The following is a 15995-nucleotide window of genomic DNA, read 5'->3' as shown; positions in this document are numbered from 1 at the left end:
AAAGGATTTTTATCTGGTAAGTTCCATTCCTGTTTTACACCGTCTGGTCTTACGTCCTTCCGCTTGTCCCGTTGTATCGTTAATCATCCCTTTATAGTTCCATCCGTTTTACCATCCGCCTTTCAGCGTATTCTTCCTTTTCTATATTCTTTTAATGCCACTCATCCGGTCCATTCCTGCCATCACCGGTTGGTTTTCCAGACGCAAAGGTGGACTGCCGCGCTTGATTCCGTCGCTTTGAAGTGCATTTCCTATAAAATTCTTCCTTTCTGCGAAAGAGTAATTTTCCGGAAAAAGCGTCGGAAATCGCTTATTCGTCAGTCCTTGTAAAGCATCTGTAAATCCCAAGCGGTTCAGGCAGAAAAGAGAACCGAACAAAGGGAAAATAAAAAATTAAATATTAAAACCAATTAAATTTTTATGATTATGGAAGCAACAGCAATTCAATCAGTAGAGAAAAACATCACAATGGTAGCATTGGCAAACGTGCAGCCGAGCAATTACAACCCACGTAAGAATTTTGACGAAGCGAGCCTTGCAGAACTTTCCGAGAGTATTCGTCAGCAGGGTGTGTTACAGCCTATTGGAGTACGCCCGATAGAAAACAACCGCTTTGAGATTGTTTTTGGAGAACGTCGATATCGTGCCTCCCTCATGGCAGGATTGGAAGACATTCCGGCTGTCGTTATGGAAATTTCAGACGAAGTTGCCGAAGAAATGGCGGTAACTGAAAACCTCCAGCGCAAGGATGTTACCCCGATAGAGGAAGCAAATGCCTACCAAAAGCTCATTGATAGTGGTCGCCACGATGTGCAGTCTTTGGCGGTGCAGTTCGGTAAAAACGAAAGCTATATCCGCACACGGCTTAAATTCGTTTCCTTAATGCCCGAAATCGCACAGCTTTTGGAACAGGACGAAATCACAATCAGCGTAGCGAGCGAAATTTGCCGTTATGGGGAAGATATTCAGAAAGAGGTGTACAACAAGCATCTTAAAGAGGGGGTGCAGTACAATAGTTGGCGAGGAATGAAAGCCTCTGATGTTGCACGGAACATCGAACGGCAATATACCACCGACTTGGAGCGATACGCATTTGACAAGACCCTCTGTCTGTCGTGTCCTCACAATACAAATAATATGATGTTATTTTGCGAGGGCGGTTGCGGAAATTGCGCCAATCGTACTTGCCTTGCTGAAATGAATGCGGCATACCTCACGGAGAAAGCCGTGCGCCTTATGGAAGAACGCCCTGAGGTATCCCTCTGCTATGAAAGTTTCAACAGCAATGAAGCCGTAGTAGAACGTCTTACCGCCATGGGTTACGAAGTGGAAAGCCTTAACTATTATGCAAAGGCATATCCCGAACAGCCCGAAGCACCCCGAAAAGATGAGTACGACACCACCGAAGAATACGAACAGGCACAGAGCGAGTTCGAACAGGATTTGAACGATTACACGGAAGAATGCGAAGAAATCCGTACCCGAAGTGAAGCAGGTGAAATCATCCTTTATTTCCGTATTGAGAGCAAGGACATCGTACTCTGTTATGTTCCGAAAGTTACCTGTACTACCAATGACACAAAACAGGAGCAGACGCTTTCACCGGTAGAGAAGTTGGAAAAGCAAGACAAACGCAACAAGGAAATTGCCCTTGAAAAGACTGTAGAGGACACAAAAAAACAGATTTTGGAGGTTGATATGTCCGATTGCAAGTTTGGGCAAGACGAGGACAAGATGATTTATTTCTTCTTGCTATCATCCCTCCGCAAAGAGCATTTCGAAGCGGTAGGTATCGAGGAAAAAAAGCCTTATTCCTACCTTACAGATGAAGAAAAGATAAACATCATTGCCAACCTCACGAGCAAGCAGAAAGCGATTATTCGCAGGGATTTTCTAATTGCTAATTTCAAGAACGCATACGGCAACAATGCCATTGCATCCCTCTTGCTTGACTTCGCACAAAAACATATGCCCGACCTGTTGGCAGACATCAAGAACGGACATAATGAAGTGTATGAGAAGCGTCACCAACGTATCGAAGAGAAAAAAGCCGTTCTTTTGGTGCAGGAACAAGCAAAGCAGGAAGCGGAGCAATCTGACAAACAGCAATCCGAAGTAGGGATGCAGACCGAAGAACAGCCACAAGAGGAAGATATTGCAGCTTAACCATAATCAGTAACCAACGAATAGAGGGTGGAGTAATCTGTCCTCTATTCGTTCCTAATTTGTAATTAGATTAAGGTGAAGATGTTCACGGACAACTGCTCCAAACCGTTGTCGGGCGGCGTGTCTGCCGGGCAAACCCGCCATCCGCGCGATTATGCCTTTTCTATCCCATTTATAGCTACCTCCCGATACCCCACCGCCACCCGTCTCCATTTATACCTATCAGTTTCCTCCTTTTTATCTTTTCCATCTTATTCCTTCTCCGGTCCCTTCCTGTCCTCGCCGGTTGGTTTTCCAGACGCGAAGGTGGACTGCCGCGCTTGATTCCATCGCTTTGAAGTGCATTTTTATAAAATTCTTCCTTTCTGTGAAAGAGTAATTTTCCAAAAAAAGCGTTGGAAATAGCTTGTTCGTCAGTCCTGTAAAGCATCTGTAAATCCCAAGCGGTTCAGACAGAATATAGAACCGAACAGAGGGAAGAAAAATAAATCATTAAAATTTCATGACAATGGACAACATCAAAGAAAGCAAAGAGTACAAACTTGCCAAAGAATGGGAAATGGCAGTGAATAGTTTTAGTTTCAATCCCAAGCGTTTTGCAGCCGCTATACCTGATATGCACCCCACACTGCAACAGAGCCTCTATAGGTTGTTTAAGGAGTGCATCATTGTGATGGCGGATGAGACACGTCGCTATGATGACCGCAATCGTGCATCACATGAAGAAGCAAAGTGTCTTATGGAATACCTCAAGACAAATGGAAAGCATATCCCATTAAAATAATAAAATAACAAGCGTATGAAAACACAAGAAGTACAATTTGGTGGCAATAACTATCCTTGCCGTGTGGTGGAATCCAACGAGGGTGAAGAACTCCTTATCGGCTCGATTACCTTGCTCGATGCCCTTCAGCCCGGTAGTTTCAACGATGAAAACGAAGGCTTCGCAAGCAAGGAAGCCGAAAGAATCTATGACGAGGTTTTCTTCTTTACCGACATGGCAAACCTACGACTGACAGACGTAGAATTGGTTGCCGAACTGAAAAAGGACAACCCGGAATGGTTCGAATAAAAAAACAATAATCATCTTAAAAATAGCATAGTTATGGAAAAAGAGTATGTAATACAAATAGCACAGACCATTCAAGAGCAGTTGATAGGACTTACCCCTATGTCCGTCCTCATGTCATGGGGTATCGCAGAGTTTGCAGCCACCATCTTCAAAGGCCTGCCTGCACTTCGTATCAAAGTAAACGGACTGTTACACACCGGATACGTCATTATTGCACTTAATGGGTCGGACTATTATGAGGTATATCTGTTGAAAGGCAAAGATGCAGAGTGTGTCAATGAAGAAGTTTGTTACAACGAGTTAGGGGATGTCATTGACAGGGCAATTGAATGCGGTACTGACAAAGAGGAATACGAAAAAAAATGCCATCAGCAACTCACCCAATTATTAAGCAGGTAGCTCTCCTGATAAACCAGAAGAAGAGATTAGTTAGTAGTAAACCGCCAGTACGATTGTACTGACGGTTTTTGTTGTTTTTATTTACATTATATGTCAGACAGCCGGATTTTTATTTCGCGTTGCGCTTATTCTGAACGTCTTTTATCATCTCTTTCACATCTTGCCCCACTTGTACGAAGTTTTTATATAGGATGCGCTCCCGTTCCTCTCTCGACTTGAAAGTGTAGAACTTCGGCAGCGGCACATACGCCGCTTCTTCTTTCTTGATTTCTGCCATATCAAAATCTGTTTTGCAGAAGAACTTTGTAGTCTTGAACTCTTCCGATTCTTGAATATTCATTGAACCGCCCATACCTGTTTTCGTCTTCACAAAGTCCCGTGCCGTCTGACCGCATATCCATCCGGTTGCCATATCCGAGATTTTCGAGGCAGGCACAAGGTTATCCATATTCTCATTGAGATTGATACTTGTTTTGTCCCGGTCAATAGTCACGCCTTTTTTGACCTGGACCACCTTGCCGAAGATGTCATTGGACAACCATTCCAGCGTTTCTTTGGCACGTGCCGAGCCGCTTACCACATTACCTACCGTCGTAATGATCTTTTGCATACCTACCTTACCATAATCGGCTTCCAGTTGCGGTAGTTCCTGAAAGCCGAGCGTTACACTCACCTTATTGCTTCGCGCCGTACCTATCAGGCGGTCTATTTTGTGAAAGTAAAGTGTCGGTAACTCGTCCACTATAATACTCACAGGAATATTTTTCCCCTGCCCGGTATTCACACGGGTAACGAGACGGTTTAGGATAAGAGCGTTCAATGCACCGATGATGGATTCCATTTCCGGGTCATTTGCAATCAGCAGGTAACTCGGATTCTTCGGGTCACTCACCTTCAGGTCGAAGTCATCGCCATCCCGGTGGAATATCCAGTAGCTCTCTTTGGTTGCCAGACGCGAGGTATAAACACGTAACGTGCCAATCATACCCTCCAATTGTTCCATTGCCTTATTTTTGAAGGCTGTCTGGAATGGGCCAAGCAGCGGAGCAACCTCATTGTCAGTTTCCAGTACCTCGAAAATCGTCTGATAACTTTCATTCAAGAATGACAGAATATGTGGCATGTCCGAATACTTTCCCAGCCAATAGGCAGGTTCCACGATATTGCCGCCTTCACGGTCGCGCACGATACCTGTCGGTTTCCAGAATTTGGTCTGCGGATCTTGCTGTCTTTCCGCATATAGAGGCTTGCCGTTGGCATCGTAGGGTTCACGTTCATAATTCACGAAAAAGTAGATACAAGCGGCAAGGAAGTTTACCGCCGAGGTTTGGAAGAACTGGTCGCTTCCGCCGCCTCCCTCTTTCTTACCCTTTTGTAGGCTTTCCAATAATGTTTCCGCCGTTTCGCTGGCCGCCGCAAGATTGTTGATGTACTTTGCCTGAATTGGATTCACCCGACGGCTGTACTCCACATCCACAAAATTAATCATGTTGAACTTGCACCCTTGGGGTACTCTGCCCAGTTTCTCGTTCTTCTTGTAATGGTAGTAGAGCTTGGTCGCCAATGTAGGAAACTTGTAGTCATACACCACCATGGCGAAACCTTTGGCCGAATGCTGTCGGATAAACGGCTCTATGATACTGAAAGTCTTACCCGATCCCGGTGTTCCAACTACCCATGTTCCTCGAAAGCAGTTGCTTACAGAAATCCACCCCTTACGGAATTTACCCTTATAGTAGTATCGCATGGGGATATTTACGCTGTATTCATTCTCGACTTTTTCTTCACATTGTTCAAAACTTTCATTCTCGAAGTTGAAACGGTCTTTCATCAGTCCCTCCTTGATGAACTTTGAAATGTTGTCTAATGCGATATGTACCAGTACTACGCCAGCAATGGAGGCAATCATATAGAGAATGATATTCAGAGGTAAGGTATAAAGCCTTGTTTCCATCGTATGGCCGAACAGCCATACGGAGAGTACGAGCAGCAATAACCCACTCGTCAATGGATACACCACCTGCCGGCGTGCGTTGAACTCCAGATGCTTCTTGTTCCGCGTTCCGACACAAGTGATGCAGATAAGCAGTACCGTTGCGATTTTGCTGTACACAAGATTGCCGTCGTGGTAAATCATCCATTGTTTGATGCGTCCGTGAATGTCGGTCAGTATGCCGCCCCAGTGGTCAAGCATTGCAGGGTCAATGGCATATTCAAAGAACTCCAGCAGCACGGACACATATACCACTGTGCGGAATATTTTATAGAACCCTTGCAATTCTTTACTTTCTTCCATAAGTCAGTCTGTTATTAGTCCTTGTTTTCTACGATACCAATGATTACCTACTCTGATTACATCCATACCGAACCATGCACCATTCTCGTTCAGTTTTGTTTTTATCTTATCAAGTGTTACCGGACCGATACCCCAGATTTCCATGAGATATTGCTCGTTAAGATGAATCAGGTCTCCGATATATAATATTCCATGAGATTCAAGATGGCTTTTGATGGATGGGGTAATACCCAAACTGAATACCGGTTCCGAGAGATAGTGTACTTCTTCTGCTTGAATGTTATTCAGGGCTATTTCAAGCCCCACTTTGATTCTTTTGAGAGAATCAAGGCGTTCTTGCATCTTTTGGATGACAAGCTCGTCTTGCTGTATCTCATTGCGTAATTGGGTTGCTCTCTTTACAAGTTCGGCATTACTTCTTTTCAACTCTCCGTTAATATCCGCCATTGACAGATTACTTGTTTCAAGCTCGTTTCGTGTGCGGTCTAATTGCGTGACAAGTTCCTCCAGTCTGTCGGCATGACGCTTCAAGATTGAATTTTTTTCATTATCGGCAGTCATTTCGTCCAAAAGGTAGCCGAACCTTTTAATTTGAAAATTAATATCTTCTTTATCCAATGCTATGGAATCTGCGAGTTTTGCCAGTATTTGTCGGCATGAATTACCTTTCATGGACTTATACATGAGGACAATTCCCAATATCATCAATGCTATGCTGAAAAATATATCCGTATCTTTCATATCTTTCTATCTTTTATTCGTTTATGGTAATTATAGGGCGTACTTTGTGCGCCTGTACTTTAGGTGTTTCCTGCATTGCGCCGCTCCCCATGGAATAGAGCCATGCCTTGGCTGTCTGTTGCTTTTCGACTTCTGTGGATGTCCAGTACCAACAGTCGTTTTCATCCAGTGGTAACGGCTCACCGCCACATTGTTCGATGACAGGGTTGATTATCTTTCGCATGGTGTAGAGCAGCCGCATCTCTGCCACGGACGGTACATAGGCACTCTGCCCGTACCGCCATAGGTCGAAAACCGCTTCTGCCATTGGCGAAGCGGTTTCTTGTGTATCATACAGTGCGAATGTATTCTCATTGCCATCATAAGCCATGATGTCAGCCGATGTGCCTTGTGCGATGCCGAGGCTGTCGGCGAATGCCTGTGGAGCAATGTCCCACAGGTAAACTGCATAACCGTCCCCCTCCGTATCTCCGCGTTTTTCGGTATCGAAGACAACCGCTATCGCTTTTTTCCCCGATTGTTCATATTGTGCGTAAGGCAAAGCTGTTCCATCCTCGCAGAGGATATGTCCTGGACGAACTGCTGTATCGGGTACGTCTATATGCGTGTCACAGGCAGCGCAAAGCACGGCAGCCGTTGCCGCTGCCACCAAATGTATCTTTCGTATCATATTGCTTTCTTTTTTGTTTCCCTATTTTATAGGTAGTTTCACACCCAGCACGACACCTGCTCGCAGCACGTCCGCACCTTTTATCATCACATCGCTTTTCACTTGCCAATACAGTGTCCATCCGGCCCGTAGCACATAGTTGTGTTCGTAACCGAAGTGCAGGCCACCGAGGAACTTATTCATGTCGCTTCCGGCTGAAGCTCCGATACGCAGACTGCCATAGTGGTTGCGTCCCCGCGTCATGCACGGCTTGTAGGCCACGCCAAAACCGTAGCTGCGGTAGTTTCGCCAAAATGATTCCGAGCAGATATGCCCGCACGAAGCGCACTCTGCCCATTGTAGATAGCCGTTGACGAAGAACTCCCACGTATGGCGATAGTTCATTTCGTGTTCGTAGGCGAGCGTTATATCCATGCCGTTCTTGTAGAGTAGCCCTGTGCCAAGCGAGAGGCGTCCGCTACCTTGTTGTGCATTTGCACTTGCAGCGATACACACGCAGGTAATTATCACGATGATTGTCTTTTTCATAGTCATTCCTCCTCCAATAAATCTGCATGGAACGAATCTGCCGCCAGTATATCCTCATAGTCGATGTTCAGACTGATGTTACGGCCACTAATCTGTTTCTCCGTCATTTCGATGGTCAGTAGCTTGTCATTGGGAAAGGTCATCTTTTTCACGACAATCACATTCCGATAGCCGTGTCTGAATGTCTTGCCCGATTCCAGAACCAGAGCAGGTGTCAGTTCGATAGTCTGTGCGTTGGTTGCCTTGGCGAGTTTCTTGTCTGTCAGCTTTATCCGTATCTCATCAATGTCAAAACGGATGTTCGTCTTGTTCTCGATGGAAAAGTCTATGAAGAAGTAGTCACCCACCGAGTAGATATTGTTCAGACGCATCACCATGCGGTGTGCTTTGGTAGCTACGTTGCGGATTTTTGCAGGTGAGTTCCAGATGCGCCGTGCATGATGTGTCATGTCGGCAGTGGACATTGAGACTGCCGGATTGTTGTACGCATTACGCTCTTGTAGCAATATCTCCTTATCCGTTACTGCCTCTTTCATCCTTGTGGTATAAATCAGTGCGTATTGTGTGCGGTATCGTTCCGTCACAATGGTGACGATGGCGAGTATTTCACCATCCTCGTGTCCGCTTTCCTTGGGCTTTAGGCGAATGATGTTGTCAATGGGCTGATCGCCTGCCACCTTGTCAGTGGAAATATCCACGAAACGCACCGGTTCCGATGCCGTGATGACAGTTGTTATCTGTTCGTTCACCGTCAGTTGTTCCATTTCTTCGTAGGTAGTTTGTGCGTTAGCTTTCGGTAAAATGGAAATACCTGATAGAAGCATAATGCCAAATAAATTCCTTTTCATTGAAATACAGAGTTATAATTGAAAATTCATGATTGCTTTATTCTCTTGCGGATTGATATTTGCCTTATCTGGGATGTCATCCTGCATACAACTTGGAGATTTGTCCGTAACATCTATCTGTTCGAATATGATTTGTTTCGGAAGTATTTTATGGCAGAAATAGCTGCTGTTGAACGGTACGTTTTTCCCTTTTCCGAACTGAATACGTTTATCGAACATGAGTAATTCCAGATCAGTATTCTGGAAAAGTCGGCAGGGTGCTACGTTATTCAGCCAATAGTTGGACATCAGCAAGGCGAATGGTTTTCCGAGTTTCAGACAGCGTTCGAAGACTTCCACCTTCCGGCTGAAAGGAGGATTGGATACGAGTATATCCCATTGGGACGGTTCATAGTTGAAAAAATCCTGTCCGTTATAGATATGGGAATACACGACATGGAAACCGGCATCCTTGAATTTCTGCACAAACTCACTGTGCTTCGTATCGAAAGGACACCAGACTATCTTGCCTTCGGGTATATATTTGATAATGGGTAATACACCATATCCCGGTGTATATTTTTCATCTGTCGGATTCCCGTATAATTTTTTTAAGTAGTTTGAAGATTTCATAGGCACATGATTAAAAATATTTATATTGATTTCTTTTCCCTATTTCGCTTCATTTCTTTATCTGCCTGGCACGCGCCCAAGTACAACGTCCCGTCCGGGTCATTTGGATTTCACATTGCCAAAGAGTGCCCTTCTCCACTGTTTTGAAATTAACATTCCCGTATCTTGGTCCGTAAAAACCGGTATGTTTTTGAAAAGCGAATAAGGCAATCCTCCGTCTGTCTTCTGTTCGGAAGTTGCATATTAGGGCAAACTGCCCTCTGTGATGCCACCATTCGGTACTCACAAGTTTTCCGATAAATGTTTCGGCTTTATTTGGGGCTATATAGTCCGCATAATAAAGCCCATCCGTACCTTTGTGATATTCTGATAAATCTGTTTCCATGTCATCATCGTTTTAATTCCTTTTTTCCTGTCCGTTCACTAAATACACGAAAGTTCCGTATTTCAACTTGACTTTGTTTTTCTTGATAGCTTTGCTAATGGCATTGCTTGTTTTCTGGTAGGCATTGTTCACCGCCTGCATCCCCCATTGTGCAAGGCTGTTTCCTGTTGTACTTCCCATACTCATGTTCATATTGCCCGACATTGCCCCGCTTGCTACATCCTTGCTCGTTTCCCGGAATTGGCTGTTGGGCACATACAGCCCCTCCATGCCATCTGTATCATAGAGTGAGAGACTCACTTTCACCAATTCGTCATTCACGAGGATGCTGCTGATATTACCTTTCACGCGCCCGGATGAGAATCCGCTTACCGTAGCGTACAGGTATGTTCCCCTTGCTATCACACACTCGCCAATCTCCACATCGTCAAGCAGGCGCAACCTCACGCGCGAGCCGTCCACCGCTTTGATGTTCTCGTCAATGATGGCTTGGATGAGTTTCGGTTCACGGACATTCTTCGACAGTGTGTTAAAGTAGTCCGAGGTTGTCTTCACCTTGCGTACCACCTCGCTGGGCGGTTCGTCCGCTGATGGCGTTTTCACAGCCCGGCTCTCTTCGTTGATGGTTCCGGAGGCTGCTGCTCCTTGTGGTGGAGCAATGTTGGCCGTGTCCGTTTCTGCCGGGGGGACAGTCGCGTTTTGCCCTCTCAGTCTCGCCTCTGCGAGTGCTTTTTCCAGTTCGGCAAGTGCTTCCTGTTCTCGTGTCTTGGCAGAGGCAATTTCCGCTGCCGCAGCTTTTTCCTGTTGTTCTTCCGTGAGCAGGTCGATGTCGTCCTGCGTGTATTTCGATTCATACTCTTCCTTGTTTTTATCGGGTTCTTCCCGGTCTATGTTATCTACAGCGGAGTAGTCCTGTATCTTACCCCATGATTTTGCCATATTCTCGTATTTGCTGCCTATGCCATCGTCCTTGATCTGTGCCCCCGGCAATTCGGGGTTCAGGAACTCCGTCGTCTGCAACGCCTTGTCTTGTATTTCTATCGTTTCTGTCTGAAACAGGTCGAAGATGAAATAAGACGTGCCGAGCAGGGGGAAATAAAGGATGGCGGGAAGCATATATTTCGGCTGGCGAAAATTGATTTTCTCCAATATCTTCATTATACATCTTTTAATTGAGTTGTACATATTTGCCTTCAATGGCACAATTTCTCAGTATCTCTGCGTTGTCTTCTCCGAAAGCTAATAGGATGCTACCGCGACTGGGAGAGTCACCTCGTGCTCCGTCTGGTCGGTAGAATCGGATGCGGTGGCGTAGGAATTTCATTCCCGTCGCTTTGGGGAAGATGACGTCCTGAAACATTTTGGAATCGCAACGGTTGAATAATAATGCAATGCCGTTGCCATGTTCTGCCAATTTCCGGACGAATAGCTCGATAAGAGGACGCGAATAGGGAGGATTGAGCCACACACGCCCTTCCCATATCTGGGACAACCCATCTATGTTCTGGTCATACATGACCTCGGCAGTCGGCCACAACGGACGGATGGGAGCGCAAGGGTCAAGGTCGAATTTGCCCAATGCGTCCAGTATCTCCTTTGGCGTGTACCATTCGTCTGACGAACGGACTGATTTTTCAAGCCGTGTATTCATAAGTACTCTTTTTACTATGGTTTGTCCCCTCTGTTTTTATGTTCCCTTATTTCGACTTCCTGCAACAGCTTGTGCCGTTCCCGAAGCACAGAATCCTGCATTTCCGTCGCCGTGCGACTTGCCGGAGTGTGTCTGTACACAGTTACCAAGCGGTAGGCGTTCCATACGAAAGCTCCGATGACGAATGTAAAGACGATGACCAGAAACAGCGTCCGGTGTGCGTTGGCAAAGCCCTGCACCTTGGCTGCCGCTTGGTCGATGCGTGTCGCCTTGGCGAATTTATGCCCGGCCTGCACCTCTCGCTCGTAGCGTTCCTTGTACTGCGGGTCATCTTTGTCCGGCATCTTCTCGCCGAACAACATCCGTTTGAATCCTTTGATATTCATATCTTTGGTGATTTAATAGTTACTCTTTGTTTTTTGCTCGATATCTTTGTTCAGCAATGTGCGCCAGTTTACTATGAGCAGTCCATGCGGATTGTTGTCCGTTCTCGGCACACGTTTAAGTTGCCCTGCCGTAACCAGTTCGCGCATCAGGATATTACTCCGACGTTCGATTCGCTGCCGACCATAGTAGGTGAACTCCATATTCTTTTTATCAAAGGAGATACTGTCACAGAAAATCGAGAACACCGCGCTCGTACCCAATATATTGGAGTAAAATCCCTTTTCCTTGAGGGTATTGTACTGTGCCAGTCCCGTCTCATCGACCAGGTACATCGCTTTTTCCATCGTATAGCGGATGTATTTGTCGTCCGGTGCGAGAGTAAAAAAGTAATGGTGGAACATTTCTACGTGGCTCTTGGCCTCCACGTCCAGTGTTTCGTCCATCGTCGTGCGGGTTACGAGTATAGGTACATTTCCGTCCAGCACATACACCTTTTTCTGCGCGTCCGTCACCATTGTCCGAGCAGTCCAGATACTTGATACGCTGATGATGATACACCCTGCAAGAAAAGCAGTGCAGATGATGCCCACCAGTCGGATTTTATTCTCCAAATGTTTGATGACCATATACCTTTATTTTTTCTTGTTAGACAATCGTGTGTATTCGTCATGTAACATTGTCATGACTGTATCATGCAACTCCGTCAGAAATTTTTCGAACTTCCCGTCAAAAAGCTGTGTGTAATCTTCCCGCATGATTACATGCACGAATATCCACCAGACACGGCGGTTTCGATTCTTGGCATTTTTCTGCAATTTGACCAGTTGCAGACGATAGGTAAGGTAAGTCATCATAGGGACAATATATCGGTTGTCCCATGTAATGGCTTCGTCCAGTTCTTCATATTCCGGATCAATTCGGTGGTTAGGTGCATAAACGAGCTCTTCGCTTATGCGTTCATTTGCATAGTGCACGAAACGCTCGTTCCTGCACCATTTCTCAATTTTCTGTTGTACATTCATCTTTTGGATATTTAATATTAGGTTTATCATTATCTCATCATCGAGCCGATACCGCCCGTAGCCGTCATTTTGGCCTGCTGCGCCACACCTTCTCCAAAGTTCCGTGTAGAGAAGGCCGTGTCGCCTTCAGGTATCATCCATGCTGCCAAGTCCGGCACGAGGTTTAGGCATTTCAGTGCCACGATACTTGCCGCCATCAAGTAGCCGGCGGAGAAGAAGCTGTTTTGCAAGTAGGCCGCCATTGTCTGTTCGCTTGCTGTGATTGCCGTCAGGTTTTCTACCTGTATGCACAGTACAATGTCGAATAACAGTAGCACATAGAAGCCGACGAAGTAGAGCATTGCACCATAGAAATGTACTGTCAGATACCTTATAAGCCACTTCGCCCATGCACCTTCCCATTTGGACAACAGCGAGAACGCCCATTGTATAGGTCCGAATATTGTTAACATGCCCAGTAGGATTTGCTGGCAATAGATGGTCGCCCATTAGCCAATGTATTGAAACGAAGGGAAAATAAAAACAGATAAAATCTATATAAATACTGATTATCAATGTATTATTAACTAATGATGATTTCTGTTGTATTCCTTAAAAATCTCTATTATTCGACATTTTTGTTACCTAAAACGATACTTATATCCGGATTATTTGTTACCTTTGTATATGGATATAAATCATTGATATACAATGGGAAGAAAAAAGAAATCATTAATAGAGAAATCTCCGTTCAAGTTACGTCACCGTAAACTGGCGGACGGACGTTTATCCCTGTTTCTTGACCGTAGTGTAGACGGCGGGCATGAGTACGAGTTTCTGCAACTCTACCTCATGCCGGAAACATCTGCCAAAGCAAGGCGGCAAAATGCGCAGACACTCCGCAAGGCGGAAGATATTCAGCGAGAACGGACAGAAGCCCTGCTCAATGCGAAGGTGGGAACAGTACCGGAAAGCAAATCTTCCGATATGCTGCTGTCCGACTGGATGACCATTGTCCGCAAGAACCACGAACACCGGGAAGCACGCGACCTGAACGGAATCGACAACGCCCGTAAAAACTTGCTGAAATTCCGTGCAGATGTCAGGCTCTGTGATGTGGACAGACAGTTTTACATTGATTATATCGACTGGCTTCGTTCTTCCTGCAAGACCGCATGGGGAAAACAGATTACTCCCAAGACGGCTCATTCCTATTATACCACTTTGCGTACCGCTTTGAACGAGGCTGTACGTGAGAGACTGATTGAATCAAATCCTTGGTACAAACTGGAGATGACCGAGAAAATCAAAGTTCCCGAAAGCAAACGGGATTTTCTGACCATCGAGGAGATAAAGAAAATGATAGCCACGCCATTTTTTAACGAGCAGGTACGGCAGGCATACCTGTTTTCCTGTTTTTGCGGACTTCGTATCAGTGACATACGGAAATTGCGTTGGCGTGACATTTCCATATCAGGCGGGCAATGGCTCGTGTCGGTAGTAATGACAAAGACCACCAATCCCGTTTATATCCCCCTTTCGTCCCAAGCGGTAAAATGGTTGCCGGAACGTAATGGCTGTACACCGGATGGCCTTGTCTTTGGAGGGCTGCCCAATACAAGCAACCTTTGTGTCAGTCTCAAGAACTGGGCTGATAAGGCAGGCGTAAAGAAGAACGTGACATTCCACACGGCACGTCATTCATGTGCGGTGCTGCTGCTGACGCTCGGAGCGGACATCTATACCGTTTCCAAAATCCTCGGCCACCGTTCCGTGCGTGCCACACAGGTTTATGCAAAAATAGTAGACAAGAAAAAGGACGATGCAATCACCTTGGTTGACGACGCATTCTAAATACATTATTATATATGGCAACAACAAAGAAATCGACCAGACTCAAGGAACCGGTAAAGGTGCGCACGAAGAAGCTCGCCGACGGTTCGGAATCCTATTATCTCGACATCTATGTTGACGGAAAACGCAGTTACGAGTTCTTGAAACTGTACCTGTTGCCCGAAATCAATCCTATGGTCAAGGAGCAGAACCGGGCCACAAAAGCGGCGGTAGAGGCCATCAAATCAAAACGCATCATCGAACTGACTCACTCGAAGGCCGGACTGAAAAAGACATCCGTCCGTTCCAAAATGCTACTGGACGACTGGATGGAAGCCTATCTTGCCGAACAGGAACGAAAAGGCGCGAGAGGACTGAAACTGTTACGAACAGTCTGCCGGTTACTTCCCCTTTACAAGAAAAAGGTGAAGATGAGAGAGATTGACAAGGACTGGTGTCTGGGTTTCATCGACTGGATTCAGCACACCTACAAGACCCGGTGGGACAAGCCGCTTTCACCCAAGAGTGCAGCGGACTACGTGGGTTATTTCTCCACCGCACTCAACGCCGCCGTCCGTGCCGAGGTTATCCCGGAGAACCCGATAATGACACTTGCAGCCACAGAACGTATCAAGGTGCCGGAATCCAAACGGGAATACCTGACCATTGACGAAATAAAAGTTCTGATTGACACGGAATGCCCCCGCGAAGACGTGAAACGTGCCTACCTTTTCGCCTGTTACTGCGGTTTGAGGTTGAGCGATGTTTATGCCTTACGATGGAAAGATATTGTTCAGGACGGGGAACAATACCGGATGTCAACCGTGATGCAAAAAACTACCACACCGATTTACTTGCCTCTTTCCCGCCATGCCGTCCGTTGGCTGCCTGAAAGGAACGGTGCGGAAGACGGGCTGCATGTCTTTGCCGGACTCCCGGCAGAACCCAATATCAACAAGGTACTGGCCAAATGGATGGCAACGGCAGGAATCAATAAAAAAATCACCTATCACACGAGCCGCCACACGTTCGCCACAATGATGCTTACCCTCGGTGCGGATCTTTATACCACGAGCAAGCTGCTCGGCCATGCCAACGTAAAGACTACGCAGATTTACGCGAAAATCGTTGACAGCAAGAAAGTTGAAGCGGTGAATCTGGTTGATAACGTATTTGGCTGACATCCTGCGTTGTACTCCATTACCACCGTTTTCAGCCTTATTTGAATAATTGCCGAATTTTGACCTTTCCGGCCAGATTTCAATCCGAAGAGGTCAAAACTCGGCATATCTGTTTATCAGATACATAAACCTGAACTTATCTTCTTGATTTGGATAGATAATTTCAGATTTATGGACGCAGTTCATAAACCTCACAAAACCTTATATCTGAATTTACAGCGTAAT

Annotated in this window: 18 protein-coding genes and 1 pseudogene; 6 read left to right on the top strand and 13 right to left on the bottom strand. The window is 45.9% G+C overall.

Going from position 1 to position 15995, the window contains the following annotated elements; genetic code table 11:
• The first annotated feature begins 426 nt into the window (after positions 1–426).
• The 4 genes from AB5062_RS12420 (at position 427) to AB5062_RS12405 (ending at position 3637) form a co-directional block, all read left to right on the top strand.
• Positions 427–2166 carry a ParB/RepB/Spo0J family partition protein gene (locus AB5062_RS12420; protein ID WP_009293454.1) on the top strand — a complete coding sequence of 580 codons (1740 nt, stop codon included), beginning with the start codon at positions 427–429 and terminating at the stop codon, positions 2164–2166.
• A gap of 508 nt (positions 2167–2674) precedes the next feature.
• Positions 2675–2950, top strand: a complete 276-nt coding sequence (locus tag AB5062_RS12415; RefSeq protein ID WP_004322070.1) for a hypothetical protein — start codon at positions 2675–2677, stop codon at positions 2948–2950.
• A gap of 15 nt (positions 2951–2965) precedes the next feature.
• Positions 2966–3238 (top strand): hypothetical protein, encoded by a 273-nt coding sequence (locus tag AB5062_RS12410; protein WP_004310164.1) that lies wholly within the window; start codon positions 2966–2968, stop codon positions 3236–3238.
• Between the two features lie 33 nt (positions 3239–3271).
• Positions 3272–3637 (top strand): hypothetical protein, encoded by a 366-nt coding sequence (locus AB5062_RS12405; RefSeq protein WP_009041025.1) that lies wholly within the window; start codon positions 3272–3274, stop codon positions 3635–3637.
• Positions 3638–3746: 109 nt separating this feature from the next.
• Here the strand turns inward: AB5062_RS12405 and AB5062_RS12400 are convergent, their stop codons facing one another.
• The 13 genes and pseudogenes from AB5062_RS12400 to AB5062_RS12340 form a co-directional block, all read right to left on the bottom strand.
• Entirely contained in the window at positions 3747–5933 is a 2187-nt protein-coding gene (locus AB5062_RS12400) for a type IV secretory system conjugative DNA transfer family protein (protein WP_004310166.1), read from the bottom strand.
• 3 nt (positions 5934–5936) lie between these two features.
• Positions 5937–6674 carry a DNA-directed RNA polymerase subunit alpha C-terminal domain-containing protein gene (locus tag AB5062_RS12395; protein ID WP_009041024.1) on the bottom strand — a complete coding sequence of 246 codons (738 nt, stop codon included), beginning with the start codon at positions 6672–6674 and terminating at the stop codon, positions 5937–5939.
• Positions 6675–6687: 13 nt separating this feature from the next.
• Positions 6688–7344, bottom strand: coding sequence for a DUF1566 domain-containing protein (locus tag AB5062_RS12390; protein ID WP_004310168.1), 657 nt, complete (start codon positions 7342–7344; stop codon positions 6688–6690).
• Positions 7345–7365: 21 nt separating this feature from the next.
• Positions 7366–7878 (bottom strand): hypothetical protein, encoded by a 513-nt coding sequence (locus tag AB5062_RS12385; RefSeq protein WP_009041023.1) that lies wholly within the window; start codon positions 7876–7878, stop codon positions 7366–7368.
• Positions 7875–8720 (bottom strand): conjugative transposon protein TraN, encoded by an 846-nt coding sequence (traN, locus tag AB5062_RS12380; RefSeq protein ID WP_007218152.1) that lies wholly within the window; start codon positions 8718–8720, stop codon positions 7875–7877. The genes AB5062_RS12385 and traN overlap by 4 nt, the downstream gene beginning before the upstream one ends.
• 12 nt (positions 8721–8732) lie before the next feature.
• A complete protein-coding gene (locus AB5062_RS12375; RefSeq protein ID WP_004322068.1) occupies positions 8733–9332 on the bottom strand; it encodes a hypothetical protein in 600 nt (199 codons plus the stop codon).
• A gap of 49 nt (positions 9333–9381) precedes the next feature.
• On the bottom strand, positions 9382–9717 hold the full coding sequence (locus tag AB5062_RS12370) for a hypothetical protein (RefSeq protein ID WP_004322067.1): 336 nt from the start codon (positions 9715–9717) through the stop codon (positions 9382–9384).
• Positions 9718–9729: 12 nt separating this feature from the next.
• A complete protein-coding gene (traM, locus tag AB5062_RS12365; RefSeq protein ID WP_004310172.1) occupies positions 9730–10875 on the bottom strand; it encodes a conjugative transposon protein TraM in 1146 nt (381 codons plus the stop codon).
• A 10-nt stretch (positions 10876–10885) separates the two neighbouring features.
• Positions 10886–11368, bottom strand: a complete 483-nt coding sequence (locus AB5062_RS12360) for a DNA N-6-adenine-methyltransferase (RefSeq protein WP_009017608.1) — start codon at positions 11366–11368, stop codon at positions 10886–10888.
• A gap of 14 nt (positions 11369–11382) precedes the next feature.
• The gene (locus AB5062_RS12355) at positions 11383–11754 is read right to left on the bottom strand and encodes a hypothetical protein (protein ID WP_009041022.1); all 372 of its coding nucleotides are present in this window, start codon (positions 11752–11754) and stop codon (positions 11383–11385) included.
• Positions 11755–11766: 12 nt separating this feature from the next.
• Positions 11767–12381: a conjugative transposon protein TraK gene (traK, locus tag AB5062_RS12350; protein WP_004310175.1), complete on the bottom strand. Its 615-nt coding sequence runs from the start codon at positions 12379–12381 to the stop codon at positions 11767–11769.
• Between the two features lie 6 nt (positions 12382–12387).
• Positions 12388–12777 carry a hypothetical protein gene (locus tag AB5062_RS12345; RefSeq protein ID WP_004310176.1) on the bottom strand — a complete coding sequence of 130 codons (390 nt, stop codon included), beginning with the start codon at positions 12775–12777 and terminating at the stop codon, positions 12388–12390.
• Positions 12778–12806: 29 nt separating this feature from the next.
• Positions 12807–13316, bottom strand: a pseudogene (locus tag AB5062_RS12340) (hypothetical protein); the annotation flags it as partial.
• 151 nt (positions 13317–13467) lie between these two features.
• On the opposite strand from AB5062_RS12340, the gene AB5062_RS12335 reads away from it, so the two are divergent.
• Both AB5062_RS12335 and AB5062_RS12330 read left to right on the top strand, forming a co-directional pair.
• Positions 13468–14610: a site-specific integrase gene (locus AB5062_RS12335; protein ID WP_004292635.1), complete on the top strand. Its 1143-nt coding sequence runs from the start codon at positions 13468–13470 to the stop codon at positions 14608–14610.
• 14 nt (positions 14611–14624) lie between these two features.
• Entirely contained in the window at positions 14625–15770 is a 1146-nt protein-coding gene (locus AB5062_RS12330) for a site-specific integrase (RefSeq protein WP_004292636.1), read from the top strand.
• Positions 15771–15995 lie beyond the last annotated feature (225 nt).

This window comes from Phocaeicola sp. RTP21359st1_B8_RTP21360_211022, from assembly GCF_040911965.1.
GTDB classification, from domain to species: Bacteria; Bacteroidota; Bacteroidia; order Bacteroidales; family Bacteroidaceae; genus Phocaeicola; species Phocaeicola vulgatus.
The sequence above is the reverse complement of the archived record's forward strand: the minus strand, read 5'-3'. Positions and strand labels throughout refer to the sequence as shown.